Here is a 26,413-nt window from a genome sequence, read left to right on the forward strand (position 1 = left end):
GGCCCGGGGTCGGCCCCGCCTCAGGCGACGATGATGTCGTCGCCGAGACCGGAACCGCTCCCCTCCGCCTCGTCTGCTTCCTGATCCTCCGGCTCCTTATCCGCTTCGACCGCCTGCTCGACCTCGTCGGGCGCTGCCTCCTTCGTCGGGGCGTCCTCGGCGGACGCGTCCCGGATCTGTGTCTCCTGGACGACGTCGGCCGCGTCGACGTCCAGCTGCGATTCGATTACGCGGAGGCGCTCCTTGGTCTCGACGAGCTCCTCGGTCAGTCCCTCGATCGTCGACTCGAGCTCCGAAACGGTCGTCTCGAGCTGCTCTACCCGGTTCGACATACAGTAACGCCCCCGCGCCGGCACCATAAGTATTCGTCAGACGTGTGTAACATATTCGAGGTATTCCGGCGGCGCGTAGCAGCTACTCGAGGCGTTCGGTAGCAGCTAATCGAGGCGTTCGTTTCGGTTTGTTCGCTGACGAGGGCCCACAGATCGATCCCTGCTATCCAACGGCCCACTATCCAACGGTTTCCAGTGTCTCAGGCGCTCGCATTCGGGCCCGCTTCGACGGTGCCAGTGCCGAGCACAGTCGGATCGCCCTCCCCGGCGGTCGAGACGACGGTTATCGAGTCGCCAGGGCTCACGTCGGAGAGCACGAGTTCGTAGCCTTCGGCGACGATGTCCGGCCCCTCGCCGCCGAGTTCGGTCCAGGTTCCGCGGGGCTCCCCGTTCACCTCGATCACGATTTCGTTCGGGTTGACGGCGTCGCCGCCAGCGTGCGTGACGTTCGCCGCGACTCCGCTCTCGCGATCGATCGTGTCGACGTTGAACGCGGCCACGGGATCGCCCGGATCGTTCGCTCCCCAGGCGTAGGAGGCGGCAGTCAACCCGAGGATCGTCGCGAGGAGGAGCACGCCGATCCCGACGGCAACGACGACGAGCCACCGGAACTGCTCGCTCGTGAGCCCGTCGTCTTGCTCCGACTCGTCCCGCTCCGGCTGGGACCTGCTCTTCTCCGGCTCCGACATATCCGTCGCTAGCGAGGCAGGGATGGTAAGTTGCTCGCACCAGGATCGGTAGCTGCTACGTATCGGCGTTCGTCTGGGCTCAGTCCTCGTCGCCTCCGACGAACCGGCCCTGCGCCGCCCGGTCGTAGACGACTTCGTCGACCTTCCGCAGCCACTTCACGGTCTCGTCGCGATCGTGCTCCTCCGCCCACTCGATTGCTGCCTCTCTCCGTCCTTCCTGGAGTGCTCCGGCGTCCTGACACCGCTGCAGTCCGTCACGAACTTCCGGCGGCACGGTGACGCTGTCATCCTCCATACATGTGGATTGGGACGGGTTCGTCATGATTCTTCTGCCGCGCACCGTCGAGTGTCCCAACTGCGCCCTCACGACGCCGAGTCAGAGGTGGGGTAGTCAAACGACCGTCGTCGCCTAGATGTGGCCCATCTCCTCGAGGCGCTCCGGGAGGTAGGTGTCGGTCACGAAGTCGAGGCCGTGGGATGCCAGCGCCTGCTGTTCGGACTTCTTCTCGATGTCGAGCTGGAGCTCGATCTGTTCCTCCCAGTAGTCGGTCTGGTACCGCGGATCTTCCAGTTCGCTCTCGAGGGCGTTGACGTCGGAGTCCGACAGCGGGTCCGTCGGCAGGTCGTACTCGACGATGTCCTCGGGCTGGATGCCGATGAACTCCGCCTCCGGCGTCGCGAGGTACTCCGAAAGGTGGGCGGACTTGATCGAACCGTACGCGACGGAGCCGTAGATCCGGTAGGACCAGGGGTCACCGTCAGTGAACACGACGACCGGCAGGTCCAGTTCGTCGTGGAGCCGTTTCGTGAGCCGCCGAGTCGCGCGGGCTGGCTGCCCGCCCAGGTGGACGATGATCGCGTCGTACTCCTCGTCGAAGCCGTTTTCGACGAGCCGGTCGCGCATCCCACCGGTCTCGACGCAGAGGACGAACTCGGCGTCGTTCTCGAGGAACTCGATCGTGTCGGGGTTGTTGGGGATCTGGTACCCGCCCTGCCCGACGTCGAGCTGGCAGTGGATCTCGCGGTCGCCACGGTTCGTCTGCTCCCGAAGGTGCAGCGGGCCCATCACCTTCGCGCCGGACTCCTCGGGTCGCATGTGGAAGTCTTCGCGGGTGACCTCGGTGACGATCTCGAGGTCCTCGACGAGCTGGTTGGACTCGTCCTGGTCGTTGAACTGCGCCTCGTCGTTGTCCCAGGATTCGGAGAGGTAGTACAGCTCCCTGAGCGTCGAGGAACGGTCCTGGTCGAGCTGGTCGGCGAGGAAGTCGACCGTGTAGACGGCCTTGAGGAGCTTCCGGGCGCCACGAACGCTGTTCGCGGATCTCGTCGAAGTACGGTCGCCGTAGACCCAGACGTTCTCCTCCTCGGAGTACTCGATGTTGGACTTCGTCCGGGTCGGGATCGTCATGTTCGGAATCTCGCCGGCGTTCATCTGGTCGTAGATGTCGGCGGCGAGGTCGATGAGCTGCTCTCGGGCCTCCTGTTCGTCGAGTTGGGTGTCGGCTGTCATTGGTGTGGATCGTGGAGTGGGGTCGATGTGGGGTTCGTGGTGTGGTTCGTGCGTCGTATCGGTATGGTCGTCAGATCACTCGCTCAGCGTCAGCTTGGGATCCTCGACGCCGTCGATTTGGAGGTCGAACTCGGCGTCGCCGTCGATTTCGTAGGCGAGGGTGGCCGACTCACCCCCACCGACGGACGGCTCCCAGGTGAGGAACCACTCTCCGTCCATCTCCGTGACGCTCGCACCGTCCGAGACGTCCCGGGGTTCGGCGGTGACGATCTCGGTGAGTTTCGGCGACTCCGACCGGTCGCTGTTGTTCTCGACGGTCACCGACACGCTCGTCGCATCGCCGTCCTCATCGACAGACCGCTCGATCAGGACGTTGTTCATGATTCGCGCCAGCGCGTCGTCGAAGACGGGCTCGTCCTGCTCGGTGACCTCCGCGACCTTGCGCGCCATCTCCGGGAGGATCTCCCCGAGCTTGTTCTGTTTGTGCTTGCGCTGTTGCATCGACTGGCGCTTCTTGAGGAAGCTCTTCAGTTCGCGAGCCGCCTCCCGGATCGCCAGCTCGATCTCGTCCTCGATCGCCGGCACGTTCGCGACGGCGTCCTTGGACTCGCTGGTGAACGGAACGTTCGTCGAGGCGACGTGGATCATAATGACGGCGGGACCGTTCGGGATGCCCGAGCCCCCGGGCTGGTCGAGGTTGTAGTTCCGCCAGCCGATGGACTTCACGACGTCCGTCGTCGCACAGGCGCCCCGCTGGTAGACCAGCGGCACGCGGTTGGCAAAGCGCATGACGTCGACCGTTCCTTCCTCGTCGATCTCGCCGCCGTAGGCGATCCCGGCTTCCACGATGAACGGGTCGCCGCCGTGAACGTCGGCGTCCCGCGTCGAGGCCGCGTAGAAGTCCGCGTCGTACTCCTTCTTGAGGCCGGCCTCGATTAGCTCGTCCGTGATAGGTGCGAGACACGACGTTGGCGGCGCCATCACGTCGACAGCGCGCATCCCTTCGAGCAGACTGCTCGCCGCGTCGCGGTCGTCCTGCAGGGACCTGACCTTCGGCGGGTCGTCGGGGACCGTCCGCGAGATTCCCCAGAGCGCCTCGACGATGTTCTCGCGAGCAGTATCGCCGATGGAGACGCCGTCACCCTGTTTCTCGGTCATATCCGCGGATCGCGCGACGTACTGCCCGAGGTCGTCGAGCGTGAGGCGATCCTTCGGCCCGGTTTCGGCAGCGAGCTTCTCGGCAATCCGGCGGGCGAGCCCGTCGAGCGTCTCGTCGTCCTTCCGATCGCTCGTGGCATCCTCGACCAGCGCGTAGACGTCCGCGCGACGGCGGGTCTCGGCGTCGGGGTCGGCACCGTCGGCTCCGGCCTCGTCCTCAAGCGCCGCGTCGCCGGTGACCTGCTTCCAGACGGCTTCGACGGCGTTCTCTCGGACGGTCGAGCCGAAGGCCTTCGGGAACTCCTCCTCGACGGCGTCGGCGGCGTTGTCGGCGATTGCCGCGAGCTCGTGGTAGCTGACGCGCTCGCGCTCCTCGAGGACGTCCGCGATTCGATCGGCGAAGTCAGCGGTCGCCTCCTTGCCCTTGTTCGAGACGGCTCGCTGGACGGCCCGGCGAACGTCCGCGTCCTCGTGGGCGCCCGGCGAGGACCAGGACAGCTCGCGGCCGAAGTGCTCGTCGCGGAAGGCGTCGATGACGTCGTCGGCGGTCTTCTTCCCGACGCGGGTGAACTCACCCTGGAGGAACCCGGAGACGGAGTGGGAGTCAGTCGCCTTGAGCATTTTCAGGAGCGTTCCGAGTTCGACGCCGTGGGGATGGGGACGGATCTCGTCGGTCTCGGCGGGGAGTTCGTCGGTCGCGCGCTCGAACTTCAGCGGCTCGTCGAGCCCCGGTTCGCGGAGTTCGATCCGCGCGTGGGGATTGACGACGGCCGTATGGAGGATGTAGTCGTGGAGCTGCTGGCGGGCCCGCATGTTCGCCTCCATCTCGAGTTCGATGCGGGTGCCGTGGGGTCGATCCCACGTCGTCTCCTCGTCGGCTCGAATCTCCGGCTCGTTCTCGTCGGTGTCGATGATGAGTTCGAAGTACTGTGCCCGACTGGCACCTTTCGGCCGGGAGGTGATCTGGGCGGGCTTCCCGCTCGTGAGCTGGGAGTAGAGGACGGCGGCGGAGATCCCGATCCCCTGCTGGCCGCGGTTCTGCTCTCGCACGTGGAACCGGGAGCCATAGAGCAGCTTCCCGAAGATCTTGGGGAGCTGCTCCTTCGTGATCCCCGGTCCGTTGTCCTCGACGGTGAGGCGGTAGTAGTCGCCCACCTCCTCGATCTCGACGTAGATGTCCGGCAGGATCCCCGCCTCCTCCGTCGCGTCGAGCGCGTTGTCCACTGCCTCCTTGACTGCGGTGACGAGTCCTCGGGCCCCGCTGTCGAACCCGAGCATGTGCTTGTTCTTCTCGAAGAACTCCGCGATGGAGATGGCTCGCTGTGTCTCGGCGAGCTCCTCGGCGACCCCCTCTTCCGCGCCGAGGGTCTGCTGGAAGGACGTCATTACGGCCCGGATAGCGCCCCGCGTGGTATAAGTCGTGCGCAACCAGGGTGAAAGTGGAGCGAAACTGAACGACGGCGTAGTGGTCGCGGACGCTGGTCGAGTGCCAGCGCGTGGCAGCCCGGGTGCTGTTCGAGAGACTCGGCCGAAAGGGTACCCGTGGAGCACCCAGGGATCCCCGGCCAGTGGCCGGTAGCCCCAGTTGCAACGGCTCTCCGTCGAACACGGGCGTAGGCGCCGAACTCGGTAGCCCGAATATACTTCACCCGCGTTACGCCCGAAGATTAGTCGTTCCTGCACTCGCTCGCGCGCGAGCGCGCACACGGGGGATTTATGACCCCTCCACCGCTAGGCGTCATCAGGTTTTATGAACGGCGACGATCCGGCCTACGGCGCCGAGGAGATTCAGGTGCTGGAAGGCCTCGAAGCGGTCCGCAAGCGGCCCGCAATGTACATCGGGTCCACGGACACGCGAGGGCTCCACCACCTCGTCTACGAGGTCGTCGACAACGCGATCGACGAGGCCCTCGCGGGCTACTGCGACTCGATCGGCGTGACGATCCACGAGGACGACTCCGTCACCGTCTCTGACGACGGCCGGGGGATCCCGGTGGACGACCACGCCGAGTACGACCGGCCCGCCGTCGAGGTGATCATGACGATCCTCCACGCGGGCGGGAAGTTCGACAACAAGTCCTACCAGGTCTCCGGCGGCCTCCACGGCGTCGGCGTCTCGGTCGTGAACGCCCTCTCCGAGCAGCTCGACGTCACGATCAAGCGCGACGGCGCGCTCTGGCGACAGTCCTTCGAGCGCGGCGAGCCCGCGGGCGACCTCGAACGCGTTCGCGACCTCGAGGACGAGGAGGACACCGGCACGGAGATCCGCTTCTGGCCCGACGACGACATCTTCGAACACACGAACTTCTCCTTCTCGACGCTGGAGAGCCGGCTCCGCGAGCTGGCCTTCCTCAACTCCGGCGTGGAGATCGTGCTCACGGACGAGCGTGACGTGGAGAACAGTGAGGACGGTGACGGAACGGGCGAACCAACGCGCTCGGTCTTCGAGTACGAGGGCGGCATCCGCGAGTTCGTCACGTACCTCAACGAGACGAAGTCCGTGCTCCACGAGGACGTCATCTACTTCGAGGACGCCCAGCCTGCCGCAGGCGCGGAGGGCGAGGTTCACGTCGAGGTGGCGCTGCAGGCCACAGAGGAGCTCCAGGGCTCGCTGCACGCGTTCGCGAACAACATCAATACGCGTGAGGGCGGTACGCACATGACCGGGTTCAAGACCGCGCTCACGCGGACGGTCAACGACTACGCGACCGAGGAGGGGATGCTCAACGACATCGACGGCACCCTCAAGGGCGACGACATCCGCGAGGGGCTCACCGCGGTCATCTCGATCAAACATCCCGACCCGCAGTTCGAAGGCCAGACGAAGACGAAGCTCGGGAACTCCGAGGTCCGCGGCGTCGTCGAGAGCGCCGTCCACGAGCACCTCGGCACCTTCTTCGAGGAGAACCCCGACACCGCTCGCGCGGTGATTTCGAAGGCCGTCGAGGCCGCGAAGGCCCGGATGGCCGCCAAGAAGGCCGAGGAGCTCACGCGCCGGAAGTCGGCGCTCGAGAACACCGCGCTGCCCGGGAAGCTATCCGATTGCCAGGTCCAGGATCCCGACGAGGCAGAGCTGTTCGTCGTCGAGGGGGACTCCGCGGGCGGCAGTGCGAAGCAGGCCCGCAACCCCGAGAACCAGGCAGTGCTACCGATCAAGGGGAAGATCCTCAACGTCGAGAAACACCGACTCGACCGGATCCTCGAGAACAACGAGATTCGCTCGCTGATCACCGCGATCGGTACGGGGATCGGCGACGAGTTCGACATGTCCGAGGCCCGGTACAAGAAGATCATCATCATGACGGACGCCGATGTCGACGGCGCCCACATCCGCACCCTACTCTTGACGCTGTTCTACCGTCACATGCAGCCGCTGCTCGAAGCGGGCTACGTCTACGCAGCCAAGCCGCCGCTCTACCGGGTCCGGTACCGTGGCGAGACCTACGACGCGATGACCGACGCCGAGCGCGATCAGATCGTCGCCGAGAAGTGCGACGGTAACCCCACGCAGGTCCAGCGGTTCAAGGGACTCGGCGAGATGAACCCCAAGCAGCTCTGGGCGACGACCATGAACCCCGAGAACCGACGGCTCAAGCGCATCACCGTCGAGGACGCCGCCGCGGCGGATCGGATGTTCTCGGTGCTGATGGGCGACGCCGTCGAGCCCCGCAAGCAGTTCATCGAGGAGCACGCTCCGGAAGCGGAGTGGGTCGACATCTGAGCAACCACGAGCGAATCGATCCGACGACACTACTCAGCCACACATGACACGACACACAGTACGGACGAGACGTCCAGAAGTCCTCCCTCGAGGTGAGCCATGAGCTCCGACCTCCCACAGGAAGGCGACATCGAGGCCGCCGACGTGGAGACGGTCCGCGTCGAGGACGAGATGGAGCAGAGCTACATCGACTACGCGATGAGCGTCATCGCGGGCCGGGCGCTGCCCGACGTCCGCGACGGCCTGAAACCCGTCCATCGGCGCATCCTCTTCGCGATGCACGAGATGGGCGTCACCAGCAACTCGGGCCACCGGAAGTGCTCTTCGATCGTCGGGGAGACGATGGGTGATTACCACCCACACGGCGACAGCCCGATCTACGACGCCCTCGTGCGGATGGCCCAGGACTTCTCGATGCGCTATCCGCTGGTCGACGGCCAGGGGAACTTCGGGTCGATGGACGGAGACCCACCAGCGGCGATGCGCTACACGGAGGCGCGGATGTCGGAGATCTCCGAGGAGCTCCTCGACGACATCGGGAAGGACACCGTCGACTTCTCGTCGAACTACGACGACCGCCTCCAGGAGCCGGAGGTCCTCCCAGCGGCGTTCCCGAACCTGCTCGTCAACGGTGCCTCCGGGATCGCCGTCGGGATGTCGACGAACGTCCCGCCGCACAACCTCGGCGAGGTGATCGATGCCGTCGTCCACCTCATCGACAATCCCGACGCGACGGTGCGGGACCTGATGGAGCACGTCCCCGGGCCGGACTTCCCGACGGGCGCGAACATCGTCGGTCGGGACGCGATCTACAAGGCGTATTCCGGCGGTCGCGGACGGCTGCGGCTCCGCGCCGAGTACGAGCTCCAGCGCGAGGAGAACGGGAAGGACCGGATCGTCGTCACGGAGCTTCCCTACCAGCAGAACAAGGCGCGGATGGTCGAGCGGATCGCGGAGGACGTCAACGAGGGCACCATCGAGGGCATCTCGGACCTCCGCGACGAGTCCGACCGCGACGGTGTCCGCGTCGTCGTCGAGTGCAAGCGCGGCGCGAACGTCGAGCTCGTCGAGAACCAGCTGCTCGAGCACCACCTCGAGCGCACCTTCAGCGTCATCCTCCTTGCCCTGGTCGACGGCCAGCCCCAGGTGCTCACGCTGAAGCAGGCGCTCCAGCACTACGTCGACCACCGCCGTGAGGTCGTCCGCCGGCGTAGCGAGTACGACCTCGAGGAGGCCGAACACCGCGCACACATCCTCGAAGGCCGGCTGCACGCGCTCGACAACATCGACGACGTGGTCGAGCTGATCCGGAACTCCGAGGATCGATCGGAGGCCGTCGAGGGGCTCCAGGAAGAGTTCGAGTTCACCGAGGAGCAGGCAATGCACGTCGTGCGGATGCAACTCGGCAGCCTCACCTCGCTGGAGGCCCAGGAAATCCGCGAGGAGTACGAGGAGGTCCAGGCCGAGATCGAGCGCCTCGAGACCATCCTCGGCGACGAGGACGAGCTGATGGCGGTCATCAAGCGGGAGCTCCGCGAGGTCAAAGACGAGTACGACGACGACCGCCGGACGCGCATCGTCGAGGACGACGGCACGGTCACGCACGAGGACCTCATCCCCGAGGAGGAGTCCGTCATCGTGCTCACCGAGGAGGACTACGTCAAGCGGATGCCCGCAGCCCGATTCGACGACCAGCGCCGCGGCGGGAAGGGCGTCATCGGCGCGGACGTCAAGGAGGGCGATCGGGTCGACCGGGTCGTCACCGCGAACACCCACGACACGCTCCTCTGGTTCACCGAGTCCGGCGAGGTCTACGAGACCCGCGGCTTCGAGATCCCGGAGATGGGCCGGACCGCCCGCGGCACGGCGGCGGTGAACTTCCTCGACATCGAGGACGACGAGACCATCGCCACGGTGCTGGCCTACGACGAGATCGACACCGACCAGTACGTCGTCACCGCCACCCGGGAAGGCTACGTCAAGCGGACCGTCGCGACGGCCTTCGAGAACGTCCTCTCGACGGGGATCATCGCCGCCGACGTCGATCCCGACGACGCGATCGTCGACGCGGCGATGACGACCGGCGACGACGACCTCCTGATCGCCAGCGAGAACGGCATGGCGATCCGCTTCCCCGAGAGCGACGCCCGCGCGATGGGCCGGAGTGCCCGCGGCGTCGGCGGCATCGAGCTCGTCGGCGACGACGCAGTCGCTGGGATCACCGCCATCAGCGAGACAGACGGCGAACTCCTCACGGTTACCCGGAACGGCTACGGCAAGCGCACGAAGCTCGCGGAGTACCGCCCGCAGTCCCGCTTCGGCAAGGGCCTCGTCGACATCGAGACCGTCGATCGCAACGGCCCCACCGTCGCCGTCGAAGCCGTCGATGCGGACGACCACCTCGTGCTCTACTCCCGCGAGGGCCAGATCATGCGAACCCGCGCCGCCGACGTCTCCGTCGTCGGCCGGAACACGATGGGCGTCATCGTGATGGGCGTCGAGGAGGGCGACGAGGTCGCCGACGTCGCCGTGCTCGACGTGAACGACGGTGACGACGACGCGGACGACGAATCGGAGGCGGAGGACGAAACGGAAGCCGACGGCGGAGCGGACGACGAATCCGCGCCGTCCGACGAAGCAGCGGACGACGCGGCACCCAGCGAACAGGACGGCGCGGCGTCCGACGACGCCAGCGACGAGTGAGATGGCCCGCGAGTACGACAAGCTCGTTCGCGACGAGATTCCGGCGGTGATCGAGGCCGACGGCGAGGAGCCGATCGTCCACGTCGCCGACGACGCGGAGTACGAACGGCGGCTCCGCGAGAAACTACTCGAGGAGGCCGGGGAGTTCGCCGAGAGCGGCGAGGCTGAGGAGCTCGCTGACGTACTCGCCGTCGTCGACGCCTACCGGGAGCATGCCGAGATTTCGACCGAGGAGCTCGACCGATTGCGCGAGGCGAAGGCCGCCGAACGCGGCGGGTTCGGCGATCGAATCGTCCTCGAGCGAGTCGAGGAGTAGACGCTACGACTCACTGTGAACGGCGCTCGTGCTCCCTCGGCGGAACGTTTTTCACGATTTCCAGTGTAGCCGGAGTCGTCCGATGACCACCTCCTTCTGAACGGGAGCACTCGTCGCCCGATCGCGAGCGGATCGCCGTAGCCCGTTCGCGAGGCTCCCGATTCTCGGTTCTCGTCGCTACACTCACTAGTTCGTAGCGACATGACCGCCCGTCTGCCGATCGGTATTCGGATCGCTCGAACTCCGATCGGCAACACCTGGGACAGCGGCGACGTGTGCTCGCGCTTCGACGATCAGTAGCGACGCGTCCACGCTGATCTACCGTAACCCAAGCGGCGATTCGCTGCAATTCCCGGCGTGGACCGAACCGAGAGCGACAGCTACGGCGATCGACACCACCATGCAAGCGATACTGGTCACGAGACGCGAGCGAGCATCGACCGACGCGACCGAACTTCGCGGACTGGCAGAGACGGCCGGCTACGACGTGATCGGCACGGCGTCCCAGCGTCGGGCGGAGGACTCGACGTACCACGTCGGCCGCGGGAAGGCCGAGGAGTTGGCCGAGCGAGTCGCCGACACCGGCGTCGATGCACTGTTGTTCGACGACAGGGTGACGCCACAGCAGGCCTACCACCTCGAGGAGCTGTGCCCGCCGGGAACGCGGGTGCTCGGACGCTATCGGCTGGTCCTCGAGATCTTCGCCGATCGGGCGACGGACCGGGCTGCTCAGTTGCAGGTCGAACTGGCGGAGTTGCGGTACGAGCGCAAGCGCGTGCGGGCCGCGCTGCAACTCGAGGAAGACGCCGCGAACGAACGGCGGACCCTGGGCGAGTTCGAGGCGAGCGAACAGGGCGAGATCAAACACATCGACGAGCGCATCGAGGCACTGGAGGCGTCGCTCGAATCGACGCGGGCAGTGATCGAGCAGCGTCGCGAGCGCCGTAGCGAGGAAGGGTTCGATCACGTCGCCGTCGCCGGCTACACGAACGCCGGGAAGTCCACGCTGTTGCGCCGGCTGGCCGACGAGGAGGAACTCTGCGAAATGGCCGAAAAAGCGGCCGACGAAGTGGTCGGCAACGGTGCCGACGAAAGTCCCAGTGACGTCGACGGAGAGACGGCGCCGGATTCGACGAGCGGGCACGCGGACGTCGCCGAGCGCGTGACCGTCGAGGACCGGCTGTTCGAAACGCTGGAGACGACCACCCGGCGGGCGACGATCCGAGGGCGGCGCGTCCTGCTGACCGACACCGTCGGCGTGGTCAGCGACCTGCCACACTGGCTCGTCCGGTCGTTTCGGTCGACGCTGCGGGCCGTGGAGACCGCGGACGTGGTGTTGCTCGTCCTCGACGCGAGCGCATCGGCGGAGCGGTTCGAGGTTCGACTGGAAACGGCGGTGGAGACGCTGGCCGATCGGGCCGACGCGCCGATACTCCCCGTGCTGAACAAAGTCGATGCGGTGGGGAAGCGATCGCTGGCGGCGAGGGAGCGGCGCGTTCGCGAGCAACTCGATGGATCCGACCCGGTGGCAATCAGCGCAATCGAGGGACACGGCTGCGAGATCCTTCGCCGGCGCCTCGCCAGCCTCCTGCCCTCCGAGCGCGTCGAGGTGACGCTCCCGAACTGCTCCGAGGCGATGACGCTGGTCTCGCAGGCCTACGACGAGCTATCGGTGGCGGACGTCGAGTACGAGGGCGATTCGGTGACGATCGTCGCGAGTGGGCACCCCGCGTCGGTCGAGCGGCTTCGTGCGAGTAGCCAGGAGTTGCTGGAACACTGACGTGTGCCGGGAGAGAGTGGTGTGTTGAACTATGGCATGCAATGACAATCCATCACCATCGATGTACGCAAACGTCGATACGTATTAGTGGGAGCGCCGACGGTCTTCGGTCGGTATGACAGCAGACGACGGCGCGTTCGGCAGCTACGGGGGACGCCACGTTCCACCGGTCATGGAAGAGCCACTCGAGCAGCTCACGGAGGCCTTCGAGAACGTGGTGCCGAGCGAGGAGTTCCAGGAATCGTTGCGGGCGACCCTGGAGGAGTACGCGGGACGACCGACGCCGCTGTACCACGCCGAGAACCTCTCGGAGCGTTTCGGGGCGGAGATCTACCTCAAACGCGAGGACTTGCTCCACGGCGGCGCGCACAAGATCAACAACACCGTCGGCCAGGGGCTGCTCGCGAAGGCCGCCGGGAAGGAGCGCCTCATCGCAGAGACTGGTGCGGGCCAGCACGGCACCGCGACGGCGATGGTGGGTGCCATGCTCGACATCCCGACGGAGATCTACATGGGCGCGAAGGACGTCGAGCGCCAGCGGATGAACGTGTTCAGGATGCGCCTGATGGGCGCGGAGGTCAACGAGGTCACCCAGGGCGGTGCGGGCCTCGCCGACGCCGTCGACGCCGCGCTGGAGGACTTCGCCCAGAACGTCGAGGACACGCACTACCTCGTCGGCTCCGTCGTCGGCCCCGACCCATTCCCGCGGATGGTCCGCGAGTTCCAGTCCGTCATCGGACAGGAGGCCCGCGAGCAAATTCTGGAGCGAGAGGGACAGCTCCCCGACGCCTGCGTCGCCTGCGTGGGTGGCGGCTCGAACGCGATCGGCCTCTTCCACGCCTTCCGCGACGACGACGTGGCGTTCTACGGCGCGGAGGGCGGCGGCGAGGGTGCGGACTCCAAGCGCCACGCCGCGCCGCTGGACACCGGCCGCGACGACGTCCTCCACGGCATGGAGACCCGCGTGATCGACGAGGACGTCGACGTGCACTCCGTCTCCGCGGGGCTCGATTACCCCGGCGTGGGACCAGAGCACGCCATGTTCCGGGAGGTTGGTCGCGCGACGTACGTCGGCATCGAGGACGACCGGGCGCTCGAGGCGTTCCGGACGCTCTCCGAAGACGAGGGGATCATCCCCGCGCTGGAGACCAGTCACGCGATCGCGCTGGCGGAGGATCTCGCCAAGGAGCACGACGTCATCGTCATCAACTGTAGCGGTCGCGGCGACAAGGACATGGAGCAGGCCGCCCAGCACTTCGATCTGGGCTAATCGCTCTCTGTCGATTGCTGGTCGAATGGACGCCTTTGGACGTTCGGGATTCGACTACTGGGGAAATCAGAGTGGAGCGTGGGAAGTAGCTGGGCTGCAACCGCCTTCGGATACCGGGAGATCACAGATCTCCCGACGCCGTCGATCATAGATCGACGAGCCCTGGCTCGCTGTTGCTCGCCAGGACGCCGCGGGCGTGCCCGCGACAGCCCCTCCCGCTCGACTCGGGCGGCTCGCTGTCGTCCGAGAGAGCAGAGCTCTCTCGTGATCAGACGGGAGCAAAGCTCCCGTCGACCTCGCGGGATCGAAGATCCCGCTCAGTCACGAAAGACGCAAAGCGTCTTTCGAACGACGCTCCTCGTTCGCTTCGCTCACTGCGGTGGCCGGAGGTTTCCTCCGGCACTTGACGAGCGAAGCTCGTCATCGCTTACGTCGCCGTCCTTCGCCGAGCGGTCGGCCCCTTCCGGAGTGCTGGAAGACCGCCGGTCTTCCACACGTCGCAGGACCTTCGGTCCTGCTCAGTACCGGAAGATCGGAGCTCTTCCGTGCTTCGCGAGAGCTCCGCTCTCGCTCAGTCCCGCCCTGGGAGAAATTAGGGGAGCGAAACGCGGCGGAAGTTTGGGATCGCTCAGCACGAGGGATCGCACGCCGGCTTCCGCTCGCCTGAACGATCCACCGGAGCGATGATCGACCAAAATCCACCGGGTGGGACTGAGCAGAATCTTTGATTCTGCGAAGGTCGGAAGAGCTTGCTCATCCGGGACTGGAAGGGGCCGACCGGTCGCCGCTGGTACCGAAGTAAGGACCGCAGCCGACCGGTAGGGAGGCGAGGACCGCAGCGAGGTAGCTGCGGCGAGCGGGAGGGGGCTTCCTGGCGGTTTGCAGTTCCAGTCACTCCGCGGTCAGCGATTGCAATACTCAGTAGTCGAAGAAATCGAAGCAAACGTCCCGATCCTAGATCTCCGTCGCCCAGAGCCGGAAGTCCGCTTCGTAGTCGAACCCCTCGACGAAGATGCGGTCGACGACGTCGGCGATCCGCTCGGGATCGGCGTAGCTGGTGACCCGGAGATTGCGACCGTCGGCGTCCTCCGGCGAGGCTTGGTCGTCGATCGTGAACGCGGATGCCGTCCCGAGCACGTCGGTGATCCGGTCGTACTCCTCGTCGGTGCAATCGAGATTGAGCTGGGACTCGGCGGCGCTGAACTGGATCCACGCGGGTGCGTCGGACGCTTCCGCCGCCGCACCCTCGACGGCGTTAGCGTCCTCCCCCACGTCGGCAGCTGTCGCTTCCTCGTCCACCTCGATTGGGCCGCCGGGCGGCGCGTCGGCCTCGACGGTGCAGAAGATGCTCCCGCGCTCCCGGTGGGCGACGATGGTGTCGGCGACGAGGGAGCGGCGTTCCGCGGGCGTGGCCGCGTCGAATCTGGTCATAGCCGTACCGTCGTGGAGCGGCCCCGAAAAGCCACGGGTGTCCGGGACGCCAGGCTGACGACGTCCGGAGTTCCGAATCCTGCAAGGTTTTACGCGGGGGTGAGCTTCGATCAGGTATGAGCCAGCCGAAGATTCTGCTGCTCGGGCCGCCAGGCGCAGGGAAGGGAACGCAGAGCGCGAACCTCGTCGAGGAGTACGGGGTCGAACACGTCACGACGGGCGACGCGCTCCGCGCGAACAAGGACATGGAGACCGAGCACGGCACGCCCCGCGAGTACATGGAGGCCGGCGAACTCGTTCCTGACCCGGTCGTCAATGAAATCGTCGAGGCAGCGCTCGCCGACGCCGAGGCGTCCGGCAGCGGCTTCGTCCTCGACGGGTACCCCCGGAACGTCGAGCAGGCGGAGTACCTCGCGGACATCACCGACCTCGACGTCGCTGCGTACTTCGAGGTCTCCGACGAGGAGCTGATCGACCGGCTGACCGGCCGCCGGGTCTGCGATGACTGTGGTGCGAACTACCACGTCAAATACGCGCCGCCCGAGGAGGAGGAGGGCGTCTGCGATCAGTGTGGTGGCGATCTGATCCAGCGCGAGGACGACACCGAGGAGACCGCCCGCGAGCGCCTCCGCGTCTTCGAGGAGAACACGCTTCCCGTCGTCGAGTTCTACGACGAGGAGGGGGACCTCGCCCGGATCGACGGCGAACAGTCCCCCGACGAGGTGTGGGAGGATCTGCAGGTTGCGATCGACGGCGCGCTGTAGTCTCGCACTGCGACCTCGCCGGTACTGCACTCGAATCGACGGAGGGCGTCGTCCGTCGATCGGCGTGAAAGGCGCCGATTCCCCTGCCATCTCCCGGTCGGCCGGGACACCCGATGTGAAAGGTTGATTACGGCGCCCTCGTAACCTTCGGCAATGGCACGGACCGCGCGGAAGGTACACGAGCTCGTCGAGGAGGGCGAGGACATGGAGGACGCCCTCCGGACGGTTCACTCGGTGGCGGAGGCCAACGGTGGCGCCGTCGCCTGGGAGGACGTCGACGACGACCTCACCAGCGGCCAGTGGGGCCGCATCATCGAGACGGGGCTCCTCGAGAGCGCCGACGGCGACGGGTTCGAGCTGAACGATCCCGACGGCGTCGACGCGGCGCTCAACGGCGACGCCGACGCGGAGGTCGTCGATCTTGACTTCTCGGACATTCCGGAGATCGACGAGGAAGCCGAGGAGGCCGCCTCCTGGTCGCAGTGGGACAAGCTCGCCGCGGTCGGCGCGGTCATGATGATGGTCGGCTACTACTTCGACCCGGTCCAGAACGCGGTCGGCGGAGCGCTGGACCTCGCGCTCGGGCCCCTGCTCAACGTGTTGCCGTTCTACCTCGTGATCTTCTCGGTCGCGCTACTGACCGGGCTGTACTCCTCGCTGTTGATGGCGAATCTGATGGACCAGGAGACGATGTCCGTCTACCAGGACCGGATGAGCGCCATCCAGGACAAACGCAAGGAGGCCAAGGATCGCGGCGACGACGAGGCCGTTGAGCGCATCCAGGAGAAGCAGATGGAGATGATGGGCGACCAGCTCGGGATGATGAAGTCCCAGTTCCGCCCGATGGTCTGGGTCATGCTGCTCACGATCCCGGTCTTCCTCTGGCTCTGGTGGACGATCGACCAGGGCGGTGTCGGCGTCGAGAACGGCCCGGACATGTACATGCCACTCGTGGGCGGCATCGACTGGAACGACGGGGTCATCGGCCCGATGCGCGCCTGGATTATCTGGTACATCGGCTGCTCCTTCGGGTTCGGGCAGATCCTCCGGAAGACGCTGAACATCCGCGCCTCCCCAAGCTGAGCTGGCAGCGGTTCCCGGACTCGCCGACGGTTCGGCTCCGCCGGCAGTTCGACCAGTTTCTCGCGCCATCCGTGACAACGCGCCGAGTAGTTCGACGTGAATCGCCGGCCGATCGTGGAGCCTCGCCCCTCGCGGTCACAACACTTTTTCCCTCTCCCTTCGACCGTTCGTCCAATGGCCGACCCGAACGAGCTGCTCGAGGAGATACTCGGCGACGTCGACGGCATCCTGTTGTTCTCGCCGACGACGTCGTACTACGAGCGGTTCGTCGACGCAGACGTCGAGGTCGTGGTCGTCGCTGGCGAGAACGACCTCGACGCCGATCCGTTCGTCGAACTCCCCGTCGAGTTCCAGGACGTGTACGATCGCGTCCGCTTCGGCATCGAAGGGGCGATGGAGCAGGACCTGCTCGACGACGGCGACGTCGTCGCCTGCGTCTCGTCGGTGTTCGACGAGGACCTCGACACGGTCTCTCGCGTACGGGTCGACGCCGACGCGACCTCCGGCGTCTACGACCTGTTCGCGAACACCCGCGCCGAACCGGACGTCCTCCGGTCGGTCCTCGAGCTCGTGATCGAACTCGGAAAGAAGGGCCAGAAGGGCCAGCCCGTCGGCGCGCTGTTCGTCGTCGGCGACGCCGGGAAGGTGATGAACAAGTCCCGGCCGCTGTCCTACAACCCCTTCGAGAAGAGCCACGTCCACGTCGGTGACCCGATCGTGAAGGTCATGCTCAAGGAGTTCTCCCGGCTCGACGGGGCATTCGTCATCTCCGACGCCGGGAAGATCGTCTCGGCCTACCGGTATCTCGAACCCTCCGCCGAGGGCGTCGACATCCCGAAGGGGCTCGGAACGCGACACATGGCAGCGGGCGCGATCACGCGTGACACCAACGCGACGGCGATCGTGCTCTCCGAGAGCGACGGAATGGTGCGGGCGTTCAAAGGTGGCTCGCTGGTGCTGGAGCTGGATCCGGAGGAGTACTGATGGCCCTGTCCGCCCAGCTCCCCGAGACCGAGCAGATTCCGGAGTGGCTGCTCGACTGGCCGATCCTCCTGATCAGCGTGATCGTCCTCGTCGGCGTCGTCGTTGGATACTTGCTGGGACGGGGGAGCAGGAGCGTCCTCGAAGCGGCAGGCGTTCCCGAATCGGTCGAGGGGACGGCGTTCGAGCGGACCGCACAGAGTCTCGGGACGTCGACCGTCTCGATCGTCTCCCGGATGCTCTCCTGGTTCGTCTACGGCGTGACGGTGCTCACCGCGATCTACGCCTTCCGCCCCGCGGACACGGACTGGATCTGGCAGCGCATCGTCGTCTTCGTCCCCCACGTCTTCGTCGCGGTGTTCGTGGTCGTCGTCGGGTTCGTCGCCGCCGACAAGGCCGAACTGATCGTCAGCGAACGGCTCCGCGGCGTCAAACTCCCCGAGGTCTCGCTCATCCCTCGCGTCGTCAAGTACACCGTCATCTACGTCGCGTTCCTGATCGCACTCGGCCAGATCGGCGTCGCGACGACGGCGCTCCTCGTGCTGCTGGGGATCTACGTCCTCGGCGCGGTAATCGTGGCCGTCGTCGCGACGAAGGATCTGCTCTCCTCCGCTGCCGCCGGGATCTACCTGCTCCTGCGCGAGCCCTACGGGATCGGCGATCGCGTCACGATCGGCGAGCGCGAGGGCGTCGTCCAGGAGGTCGGTGTGCTCGTTACGCATCTGGAGGACGACGACGCGGAGTACGTCGTGCCAAACAGCGAGGTCTTCGACCACGGCATTCGGCGGGAGCGAAACTGACGGTCGGGAGACGAACGTCCGGATTCCGTTTTCGCCGGATCCGCCCCGTCGGATTCTGGCAACGAACAGCGCTGTGACCGCGACGGTTCAGCCGAGCAGCGGACGTCGTTTCGATCAGTTCGCTCCGGTGCCCGTCGCGTCGCTCGTGCCACCAGAATCGTCCACGTCGTCAGTGCCGCCAGCGTCGAGTGGCTCGGCGGGAACGCCAGCGACGGTCGTGCCCGCCGGAACGTCCTCGGCAACGAGTGAGTTCGCCGCGACCTGTGCATCTTCGCCGATCTCGACGCCCGGGAGGACGATGGCGCCGGCACCGATCATCGCGCGGTCGCCGACGATCACCTCGCCCGTCCGATACTCGTCCTGGAGGAACTCGTGACAGAGGATCGTGGCGTCGTAGCCGACGATCGCGTCCTCGCCGACGGAGATCAGCTCCGGCCAGAACACGTCCGGCGTGGACTCGAGCCCCCAGGCCGCACCCTCGCCGACGTCGACGCCGAGCCGCCGGAGCAGCCAGTTCTTCAGCCGCAGGCTCGGCGAGATCCGACAGCAGACGATGACGACGTAGTTCACCACCACGCGGAGCGGGTGCTTCGCGTCCGGCCAGTGGCGGAGCGAGTTCCGTGGCCCCGTCGTCGAATGCCGGGAGAGTCCGTGATGCCGGCGTGCGTCCTCGTCGTCGCTCACGCCAGCCCGTTCGCAGGGGAGGGTATAGTGGGTTTCCCTGTGCGCTGCGTCGATCCGCTGGCGAGCGCCGGCTGCCGTCACTCGTCGCGGGTGAGCGCGTCGTCGCCGTGGCGGTCTCGAATCGCGGCCAGCTCCGCCTGCTGCCGTTCGATCCGCGGCGACTGCTCCTCGAAGACGTACTCGAACATCGAAGCCGGGTTCCCTTCGACGGCTTCCGCCTCCGCGATCGCCTCGGCGACGGTCTCCTCGATCCGGTCCTCGATCTCGTCGATGCGATCGTCGTCCAGTCGGTCCGTCCGGCGGAGGAACGCCTCCATCCGGTCGATCGGGTCCTTCTCCTTCCATTCCTCGACCTCTGCCTCCTCGCGGTACGCTGTGGGGTCGTCCGCGGTCGTGTGCGCACCGTAGCGGTAGGTGAGCGTCTCGATCAGCGTCGGCTTGCTGGCGCGACCAACGCGGTCGTCGACGAGATCGGCGTCCGGATCGCGAGCCTGGGCCGCGGCGGCCCTCGTGGTCTCGTAGACTGCGAGCGGATCCATCCCGTCGACCTGCACGCCGCGGAAGCCGTAGGCCTCGGCTTTCTGGCTGATCGTCGCGCTGGCGGTCTGCCGATCCCGCGGCACAGAGATCGCCCACTGGTTGTTGTTACAGACGAATACGACGGGCGCGTCGAAGACGCCCGTGAAGTTCATTCCTTCGTGAACGTCGCCCTCGCTCGTCGCGCCGTCGCCGAACTGACAGCAGACGACGGCGTCGTCGTCCTCGTAGTCGATCGCCATCCCGAGCCCCGCGGCGTGGGGGACCTGCGACCCGATCGAGATGTTGAGCGGGAACACGTTCGCGTCGGCGAGCGCCTCGTTGCCGGCCTCGTGGCCCATCCAGTACTTGAGGTAGCCGCCGATCACGCCGCGGGAGAGCGCGGCACCGTGCTCGCGGTACTGGTAGACGATCCAGTCCTCGGGCGCGAAGGCGTAGGTGGTCCCGACCTGCGCTGCTTCCTGGCCGGCCAGTGGCGGGTAGGTCCCCATCCGGCCCTGGCGCTGGAGGCTGACAGCTCGCTCGTCGAAGCGCCGGTAGAGCCGCATGTCGGCGTAAAGCGTGACCAGCGCCTCGTCGGAGAGATCCGGTTCGTAGCCCTCGGTGAGCTCGCCCTCCGGGGAGAGCAGGGAGACCGGATCGTCGTAGGGTCGATCGAGGATGTCCGCAGGGTCCATGGTCGCCCTCAGGAGCCGAGCGGAGAAATGTATCGGGGGTCAATGTGGCGTTCGACTCCGGACCGGCAGATTCCCGGACAGCCCGCGCTATTCCTCCCAGCTCGGGTTCGTTCGCGGCGGGCTGAACGTGTCGATCCCCCGGACCGTTTCGTCGCCGCGGTTCTCGGCGCCGTGGGGCTCACCGCCCGGAATCGCGTAGGTGTCGCCCGGGCCGACGACAAGCTCCTCGTCGTCGACGAGGAAGGTCAGCTCACCCTCGTAGATCACGCCGGTCTGCTCGTTGTCGTGGCTGTGCTCGGGGACCACCGCGCCGGGCTCGATCGCGAACCCCTGGACGTTCATCCGCTCGTCGCCCGCGAGCAACGCGAGATGCACGCCCTCGACCGCTTCGGTGGTGTCGGCCTCGTCGAACGGTTCGACTTCCATGACTGGCTGGAACGCGGGCAAGCGCGATAAGTGTGGGGCAGAAGTGGGAACGAGTGCGTGATGAACGAACCGGAGAATGCGATTGATTCGACTACTGAGAGTTGCAATTGCTGATTGCCGAGTGACTTGGACAGCAAACCGCTTGGAAGGCCCTCCCGCTCGACGAAGGACGGCGACGTAAGCGATGACGAGCTTCGCTCGTCAAGTGCCGGAGGAAACCTCCGGCCACCGCAGTGAGCGGAGCGAGCGAGGGAAGAGCGTGGTTCGAAAGGGCGAAGCTCTTTCGTCACTGAGCGAGATCTTCGGTCTCGCGAGGTCGACGGGGGCAGTGCTCCCGTCTGATCACGAAAATCTTCGGTTTTCGGCGACAGCGAGGCGCCCGAGTCGAGCGGGCGGGGGCTGTCGCGGGCACGCCCGCGGCGTCCTGGCGAGCAACAGCGAGCCAGGGCTCGTCGATCTACGATCGACGGCGTCGGGAGATCTGTGATCTCCCGGTATCTGAAGGCGGTTGCAGCCCAGCTACTTCCCACGCTCCACTCTGATTTCCTAGTTGTCGAAGAAATCGGAGTGAATGCCCCGTTCGTCACCTGTGCCTCAACGGCCCCTCGCGATCAGTCGTCGCCGGTGAGGCCGTCCGCACTCGGATCGAACTCGCCGCGTGCGGGCTCGGGCACGTAGCCCTCCAGATCCACGTCTTCCAGCGCGATCCGTTCGCCCTCCTCGGCGGCCTTGTAGGATGCCATGCAGAGCTCGACGACCTCGAGGCCGTCGTAGAGGTCCTCGCGGGCGTTCTCGCCGTTGCGGAAGGCGTCGACGACGTGGCGATTCTGGTGGAGATAGCCGTAGGTGTTGGTCTCGTCGGCGATTACGGGCATCTCGCCCTGGCCGGCCTGTTGCTTCTCGACGACGTAGCCGGTCTCGTCTTCGACGTCGCTGGAGAAGAACACGTCCGTGCCCGATTCGAGCGTGTTGATCGTGCCGGAGTACTCCGGACCGAGCAGTTCGATGGTGATCCGGAGGCCGGTGCCGACGTAACACCAGGAGTTGGTGGCCTCCCCCACAACGACCTCGCCGTCTTCGGTCTCGTAGAAGACGGTGGCGTGGGCGTAGTCCTCGGAGGGCTCGGAACGGTAGTCCACGTCGAAATCGTCGGCGAGCTGGTCGGCGTAGTCGTCGCGAGTCCACTTCAGCGTCGAGAGGTCACAGCTCACGGCGATCGGCGTGAGGTCCTCGCCTGTAGCGGACTCCAGCAGGTGTTTGTTGACCTTGTGGGAGTGGCACATCATGTCGCTGAGGACGCCGCCGCCCTGTTTCTCGCCCTCCCAGAACCACGCGGAGTGTGGACCGGCGTGTTCCTCCGCCGACCGGGCGAGGTAGGGCCGGCCGGTCGCCTCAGCGCCGTCCCAGAGGAGGGTCTTCAGCTTGTCGACGCCCGGCATGTAGACCTGATTCTCGAGGTAGGCGTGGTTGACGTCGATCGACTCGATCAGCTCGATCACCCGTTTCGCCTCGTCGACATTCCGGGCGAGTGGCTTCTCGATGGCGACGCCGGTGAGCGCCGCGCCGTCCTCGACCGCTTCGACGACGGACTCGACGACGTCGACGCGCGTGAAGTTCGGGCTGGTGATCCAGAGCGCCTCGACCTCCGGGTCGCGCGCGAGCGCGTCGACGGATTCGTGGACCGAGGGGTCCCCGCACTCGTTCTCGCGGAGCGAGTCGGCGACGCGTTCGGCCTTGCTCGTCGTCGGGTTGTAGATCCCGGCGGCGTGAGCGTGCCGGATGCCGCGCAGGGTCTCGGCGTGGAACGTCTCCGTGATAAATCCGGCACCGACGAAGCCGATTCCGAGTGAGTCTGTCCGTGACATTGCATGGAGATTCGCGCAGGTGCACATAAGCGCCCTCCCCGTTCCGGTATCGGAACGGCGATCGCGACCGCGGGCCGACGGCGGTCCCTCCAATCGAGGGACTGCGCCGATACCGGCCGGGCGCACCGCCAAAGGGTACTTTATTACGTTCCGCCCGAAAATCGGCCGTAGATGAACGATTCGTGGACGGCAGCCGCAGACGTAGTTTCGGTGATCGAGTAATGCGGGCGATCGCAGTCGAGCGCGGCGGCGACGAACCGACGGTGATCGAGGTCGACGAGCCGGAGCCTGCCGACGGCGAGGCGCTCGTTCGCACGCTCCGGGTCGGAATCGACGGGACCGACCACGAGGTCATTCAGAGCAACCACGGCGGCTATCCCGAGGGCGAGGACTACCAGATTCTCGGCCACGAGGCCGTCGGCGTCGTCGAGGACGCGAACGGCACCGAGCTCGAGGACGGGCAGCTCGTGGTCCCGACGGTTCGTCGGCCGCCGGGCGGCGACGCCCACGGCTCCGGCGGCGAGCCCAACGAGTACTTCGAGCGCGACGAGCCGGACATGGCGCCCGACGGCGCCTACGTCGAGCGGGGTATCGCCGGCGCCCACGGCTACATGGCGGAGTACTTCACCAGCGAACCGCGCTATCTCGTCCCCGTTCCCGACGCCTTCGCAGCGACCGGCTTCCTCGTCGAGCCGATCAGTAACTCCGAGAAGGCCTTCGATCTCGCGGCGGCGTCCCGCTCGACGTTCGAGTGGACGCCCGACTCCGGGATCGTCCTCGGTAACGGCCCGCTCGGCCTTCTCACACTCGCGATGCTCGAAGACGGGGGGTTCGAGCGCACGTACTGTCTCGGCCGCCGGGATCGTCCCGACCCCACGATCGACGTGATCGAGGAACTCGGGGCGACCTACGTCGACTCCCGCGAGACACCGGTCGACGAACTGCCAGCGGCCCACGAGCAGATGGACTTCGTCTACGAGGCGACGGGCTACGCGCCCCACGCCGTCGAGACGATCGACGCACTCGCACCGAACGGCGTCGGCGTCCTGCTGGGCATCCCCGGCGACTGGGAGTTCGAGATCGACGGTGGGCGGCTGCATCGCGAGTTCGTCCTCGAGAACAAGGCGCTCCTCGGCTCGGTGAACTCACACGTGCCCCACTTCGAAGCGGCGGTCGACACCCTCGCGGGTTTCCCGGAGTGGTTCACGGACGAGATCGTCACGCACGTCTTCGAGCCCGAGGACGTCGATCGGGCGTTCGAGACCGGCGACGACCGGATCAAGGTGGTCGTCGAATTCGACGAGCTGTAGCGGCCACGGGCGCCCGGTCTTCGTTAGCACGGTTACGGTCGGCCCGGTCGGCATCGACCGCCTCGCCGGGGTCCGAAGTCTTTTGCGTCGGCTGTTACTCCAGGAACGTATCCGAGTCAATCCATCGGATTTCAGCCACTCATGACAACTGAATACGGAGCGAGCTACTTCGGCGTCAGGAATCGTACGCACGCGGAGACGGACCTCGACCGTTTCGAGGACGCGGGGCTCAACGCCGTCCTGCACACCTTCAGCGAGCGCGACCACCGGTACTACGAGGAGACGATGCAGGACGTCGTCGCCGCGAGCAAGGACCGCGGGTTCGAGGTGTACGTGAACCCGTGGAGCGTCGGCCGGGTCTTCGGCGGCGAGGCGCTCTCGCAGTTCATCGGCGAACATCCCGACGCCCAGCAGGTCACCTCCGAAGGCAACCGCGTCGCTGCGGCCTGTTTCAACGCCCCCGAGTTCCGGGAGTACATGCGCGAGTGGACGAAAGCAGCGGCGGGTCTGGGCGCGGACGTGCTCTTCTGGGACGAGCCACACTGGTTCATCCCGGAGTGGTTCGAGGCCGAGTTCGCCGACGACGAGTGGGGCTGCCGCTGTGAGCACTGCCAGGAGCGGTACGAAGACGCCTACGGCGAGCCGATGCCGGAGGAAGCCACCGACCGCGTCCACGAGTTCAAGGCCGACCAGCTGATGGACTTCCTCAGCGAGATGATGGCCCTCACACGCGAAGAGGGCTGTGAGAACGCCGTCTGTCTCCTCCCCAGCGAGGACGCCGAGCACGGCCTCAGCGACTGGGATCAGCTCGCCGCCAACGAGTACCTCGACGTGCTCGTTACCGACCCATACTGGGGCGTCTTCCCCGAGGCCGAGGGCCCGGAGGAGTTCGTGGGCTACTTCTCCGAGAAGATCGCGGACATGGCCGAGGAGTACGACCTCCGCGGCCAGATCTGGATCCAGGGTTTCCGCCTGCCCGCGGGCTCGACAGAGGACGTCAGGACGGCGACACGGACCGCCATCGAGAGCGGCGTCGACAGCGTCATGCTGTGGGGGTACGACGGCTGCAAGTCGATCTCCGAGATCGCCTGTGAGGAGCCCGAGGACGTCTGGAACGGGTTCCTCGAGGAAGTACAGGCCGCACAGCAGTAACCACGAGGAGGTTCCGCAATCGACGTTGAGGAACCGCCACTCGACCGCCTGGCTACTCGCGAGTCCAAACGAGTATCCCGCGCCACGTCCTACCACGACCGATGCGCTCGCTGCTTCGCCGCGGCACGATCGTCGTATCGGGCGTCCTCGCGGTCGCACTCGCGACGATGCCCGCCGCTGCGCACGTCGAGTACACGGCCGAGAACGCCGAGCACGAGGATCCTCTCCCCTTCTTCGTCGACGTCGTGACGGAGCCGTTCAACGCGGCACTCCTGCTCGGCGGCGCGGTGGCCGTCTCGCTCGCAGTGATCGTCTACCTCTGGCGCCTCCCGCTCCGACGGGACGTCGCCGTGTTCCGCGAGGCCGTCGCCGAGTACGACGATCTGCTCCCCTGGCTCCTCCGATTGAGCTTCGGGCTGCCACTCGTCGGTGCCGGGTTCACGGGCTACTTCATCAGCCCGGCGGTGACGCCGTCGGGGACCGGACTCGTTGCCGTCTCTCGACTGTTCCAGATCGCGCTCGGCTTCGCATTGTTGTTCGGTCTCGCGACGCGCGTCGCGGCGTTCGTGGGGCTGGTGATCTACCTCGCTGTCGCCACGCTCGAACCCCAGCTCTGGCTCGCGATGGAGTACGTTCCCGGCTTTCTCGCGATCGCCTTCCTCGGCAGCGGCCGGCCGAGCGCCGACAGGGTGCTGGAGACCGTCGCGTCCGCGGAGGGAACGGTCTACGGCAGACTCGATCCGATTCATCGCGTCACCAGCGCCTTTCGCCACCGCGTCGCTCCCTACCACGAGTACGTCCCGACGGTGATCCGCGTCGGCCTGGGCGTCAACTTCGTCTATCTGGGTCTCGTCGAGAAGCTGCTCGCGCCCGGAACCGCTCTCTCTGTGGTGGACAAGTACGATCTGACCGCAGTGGTGCCAGTCGATGCCGGCCTCTGGGTGGTCGGCGCCGGGGTCGTGGAGATCGCACTCGGGCTCGCGCTCGTCGTCGGTGCGTTCACCCGCGCCGGATCGCTCGTCGCCCTGCTCATGTTCACGCTCACGCTGTTCGCGCTGCCGGACGATCCGGTGCTCGCGCACGTCTCGCTGTTCGGGCTCGCGTCGGCTCTCATCGTCACCGGGCCTGGTCCATTCGCGCTCGACAAGCGGCTGGTGGCCTGGTTCTCACCGACGCCGACCGGTGGCGACGCCGGGGCGTCGACGTCAGGTGAGTAGCGCCGAT

The 26,413-nt window shown here is 66.4% G+C and carries 22 protein-coding genes; 12 read left to right on the forward strand and 10 right to left on the reverse strand.

Going from position 1 to position 26,413, the window contains the following annotated elements:
• Window positions 1-20: 20 nt before the first annotated feature.
• The 5 genes from ACZ5KP_RS02795 to ACZ5KP_RS02815 all read right to left on the reverse strand — a co-directional run bounded on the left by ACZ5KP_RS02795 (window position 21) and on the right by ACZ5KP_RS02815 (window position 5,075).
• Window positions 21-332 (reverse strand): DUF7518 family protein, encoded by a 312-nt coding sequence (locus ACZ5KP_RS02795; RefSeq protein WP_460919675.1) that lies wholly within the window; start codon window positions 330-332, stop codon window positions 21-23.
• A 200-nt stretch (window positions 333-532) separates the two neighbouring features.
• Window positions 533-1,021, reverse strand: a complete 489-nt coding sequence (locus ACZ5KP_RS02800) for a hypothetical protein (RefSeq protein WP_460919677.1) — start codon at window positions 1,019-1,021, stop codon at window positions 533-535.
• Window positions 1,022-1,100: 79 nt separating this feature from the next.
• Window positions 1,101-1,316, reverse strand: a complete 216-nt coding sequence (locus tag ACZ5KP_RS02805; RefSeq protein ID WP_460919679.1) for a hypothetical protein — start codon at window positions 1,314-1,316, stop codon at window positions 1,101-1,103.
• A gap of 114 nt (window positions 1,317-1,430) precedes the next feature.
• Window positions 1,431-2,531 carry a DNA topoisomerase IV subunit A gene (locus tag ACZ5KP_RS02810; protein ID WP_460919681.1) on the reverse strand — a complete coding sequence of 367 codons (1,101 nt, stop codon included), beginning with the start codon at window positions 2,529-2,531 and terminating at the stop codon, window positions 1,431-1,433.
• Between the two features lie 75 nt (window positions 2,532-2,606).
• On the reverse strand, window positions 2,607-5,075 hold the full coding sequence (locus ACZ5KP_RS02815) for a DNA topoisomerase VI subunit B (RefSeq protein ID WP_460919683.1): 2,469 nt from the start codon (window positions 5,073-5,075) through the stop codon (window positions 2,607-2,609).
• A gap of 364 nt (window positions 5,076-5,439) precedes the next feature.
• On the opposite strand from ACZ5KP_RS02815, the gene gyrB reads away from it, so the two are divergent.
• The 5 genes from gyrB to trpB all read left to right on the forward strand — a co-directional run bounded on the left by gyrB (window position 5,440) and on the right by trpB (window position 13,479).
• Complete coding sequence (gene gyrB, locus ACZ5KP_RS02820; protein WP_460919685.1) at window positions 5,440-7,410, forward strand: DNA topoisomerase (ATP-hydrolyzing) subunit B; 1,971 nt, start codon at window positions 5,440-5,442, stop codon at window positions 7,408-7,410.
• Between the two features lie 99 nt (window positions 7,411-7,509).
• On the forward strand, window positions 7,510-10,113 hold the full coding sequence (gyrA, locus tag ACZ5KP_RS02825) for a DNA gyrase subunit A (protein WP_460919687.1): 2,604 nt from the start codon (window positions 7,510-7,512) through the stop codon (window positions 10,111-10,113).
• Window position 10,114: 1 nt separating this feature from the next.
• On the forward strand, window positions 10,115-10,429 hold the full coding sequence (locus ACZ5KP_RS02830; protein WP_460919689.1) for a nucleoside triphosphate pyrophosphohydrolase: 315 nt from the start codon (window positions 10,115-10,117) through the stop codon (window positions 10,427-10,429).
• 400 nt (window positions 10,430-10,829) lie between these two features.
• Window positions 10,830-12,209, forward strand: a complete 1,380-nt coding sequence (hflX, locus tag ACZ5KP_RS02835) for a GTPase HflX (protein WP_460919691.1) — start codon at window positions 10,830-10,832, stop codon at window positions 12,207-12,209.
• Between the two features lie 115 nt (window positions 12,210-12,324).
• Entirely contained in the window at window positions 12,325-13,479 is a 1,155-nt protein-coding gene (trpB, locus tag ACZ5KP_RS02840; RefSeq protein ID WP_460919693.1) for a tryptophan synthase subunit beta, read from the forward strand.
• A 954-nt stretch (window positions 13,480-14,433) separates the two neighbouring features.
• On the opposite strand, the gene ACZ5KP_RS02845 is transcribed toward trpB, so the two are convergent.
• Complete coding sequence (locus ACZ5KP_RS02845; protein ID WP_460919695.1) at window positions 14,434-14,910, reverse strand: hypothetical protein; 477 nt, start codon at window positions 14,908-14,910, stop codon at window positions 14,434-14,436.
• Window positions 14,911-15,026: 116 nt separating this feature from the next.
• Here ACZ5KP_RS02845 and ACZ5KP_RS02850 point away from each other — a divergent pair, with 116 nt between their 5' ends.
• The 4 genes from ACZ5KP_RS02850 to ACZ5KP_RS02865 all read left to right on the forward strand — a co-directional run bounded on the left by ACZ5KP_RS02850 (window position 15,027) and on the right by ACZ5KP_RS02865 (window position 18,538).
• Entirely contained in the window at window positions 15,027-15,674 is a 648-nt protein-coding gene (locus tag ACZ5KP_RS02850; protein ID WP_460919697.1) for an adenylate kinase, read from the forward strand.
• Between the two features lie 153 nt (window positions 15,675-15,827).
• Window positions 15,828-16,757 (forward strand): DUF106 domain-containing protein, encoded by a 930-nt coding sequence (locus ACZ5KP_RS02855; protein ID WP_460919699.1) that lies wholly within the window; start codon window positions 15,828-15,830, stop codon window positions 16,755-16,757.
• Window positions 16,758-16,931: 174 nt separating this feature from the next.
• Complete coding sequence (gene dacZ / locus ACZ5KP_RS02860) at window positions 16,932-17,741, forward strand: diadenylate cyclase DacZ (RefSeq protein WP_460919701.1); 810 nt, start codon at window positions 16,932-16,934, stop codon at window positions 17,739-17,741.
• Window positions 17,741-18,538, forward strand: coding sequence for a mechanosensitive ion channel family protein (locus ACZ5KP_RS02865; protein WP_460919703.1), 798 nt, complete (start codon window positions 17,741-17,743; stop codon window positions 18,536-18,538). The genes dacZ and ACZ5KP_RS02865 overlap by 1 nt, the downstream gene beginning before the upstream one ends.
• Before the next feature lie 114 nt (window positions 18,539-18,652).
• On the opposite strand, the gene ACZ5KP_RS02870 is transcribed toward ACZ5KP_RS02865, so the two are convergent.
• The 4 genes from ACZ5KP_RS02870 to ACZ5KP_RS02885 all read right to left on the reverse strand — a co-directional run bounded on the left by ACZ5KP_RS02870 (window position 18,653) and on the right by ACZ5KP_RS02885 (window position 22,727).
• On the reverse strand, window positions 18,653-19,222 hold the full coding sequence (locus tag ACZ5KP_RS02870; RefSeq protein WP_460919705.1) for an acyltransferase: 570 nt from the start codon (window positions 19,220-19,222) through the stop codon (window positions 18,653-18,655).
• Window positions 19,223-19,299: 77 nt separating this feature from the next.
• The gene (gene pdhA, locus ACZ5KP_RS02875) at window positions 19,300-20,436 is read right to left on the reverse strand and encodes a pyruvate dehydrogenase (acetyl-transferring) E1 component subunit alpha (protein ID WP_460919707.1); all 1,137 of its coding nucleotides are present in this window, start codon (window positions 20,434-20,436) and stop codon (window positions 19,300-19,302) included.
• Window positions 20,437-20,523: 87 nt separating this feature from the next.
• Window positions 20,524-20,862 carry a cupin domain-containing protein gene (locus tag ACZ5KP_RS02880; protein WP_460919709.1) on the reverse strand — a complete coding sequence of 113 codons (339 nt, stop codon included), beginning with the start codon at window positions 20,860-20,862 and terminating at the stop codon, window positions 20,524-20,526.
• Window positions 20,863-21,473: 611 nt separating this feature from the next.
• Window positions 21,474-22,727: a Gfo/Idh/MocA family protein gene (locus tag ACZ5KP_RS02885; RefSeq protein WP_460919711.1), complete on the reverse strand. Its 1,254-nt coding sequence runs from the start codon at window positions 22,725-22,727 to the stop codon at window positions 21,474-21,476.
• A 221-nt stretch (window positions 22,728-22,948) separates the two neighbouring features.
• Between ACZ5KP_RS02885 and ACZ5KP_RS02890 the strand changes: the two genes are divergently transcribed.
• The 3 genes from ACZ5KP_RS02890 (at window position 22,949) to ACZ5KP_RS02900 (ending at window position 26,406) form a co-directional block, all read left to right on the forward strand.
• Entirely contained in the window at window positions 22,949-24,037 is a 1,089-nt protein-coding gene (locus tag ACZ5KP_RS02890; RefSeq protein WP_460919713.1) for a glucose 1-dehydrogenase, read from the forward strand.
• Between the two features lie 141 nt (window positions 24,038-24,178).
• Entirely contained in the window at window positions 24,179-25,189 is a 1,011-nt protein-coding gene (locus tag ACZ5KP_RS02895; protein WP_460919714.1) for a hypothetical protein, read from the forward strand.
• A 101-nt stretch (window positions 25,190-25,290) separates the two neighbouring features.
• Window positions 25,291-26,406: a DoxX family protein gene (locus ACZ5KP_RS02900; RefSeq protein WP_460919716.1), complete on the forward strand. Its 1,116-nt coding sequence runs from the start codon at window positions 25,291-25,293 to the stop codon at window positions 26,404-26,406.
• The last annotated feature ends 7 nt before the right edge of the window (window positions 26,407-26,413 follow it).

The organism is Salinarchaeum chitinilyticum, assembly GCF_055390775.1.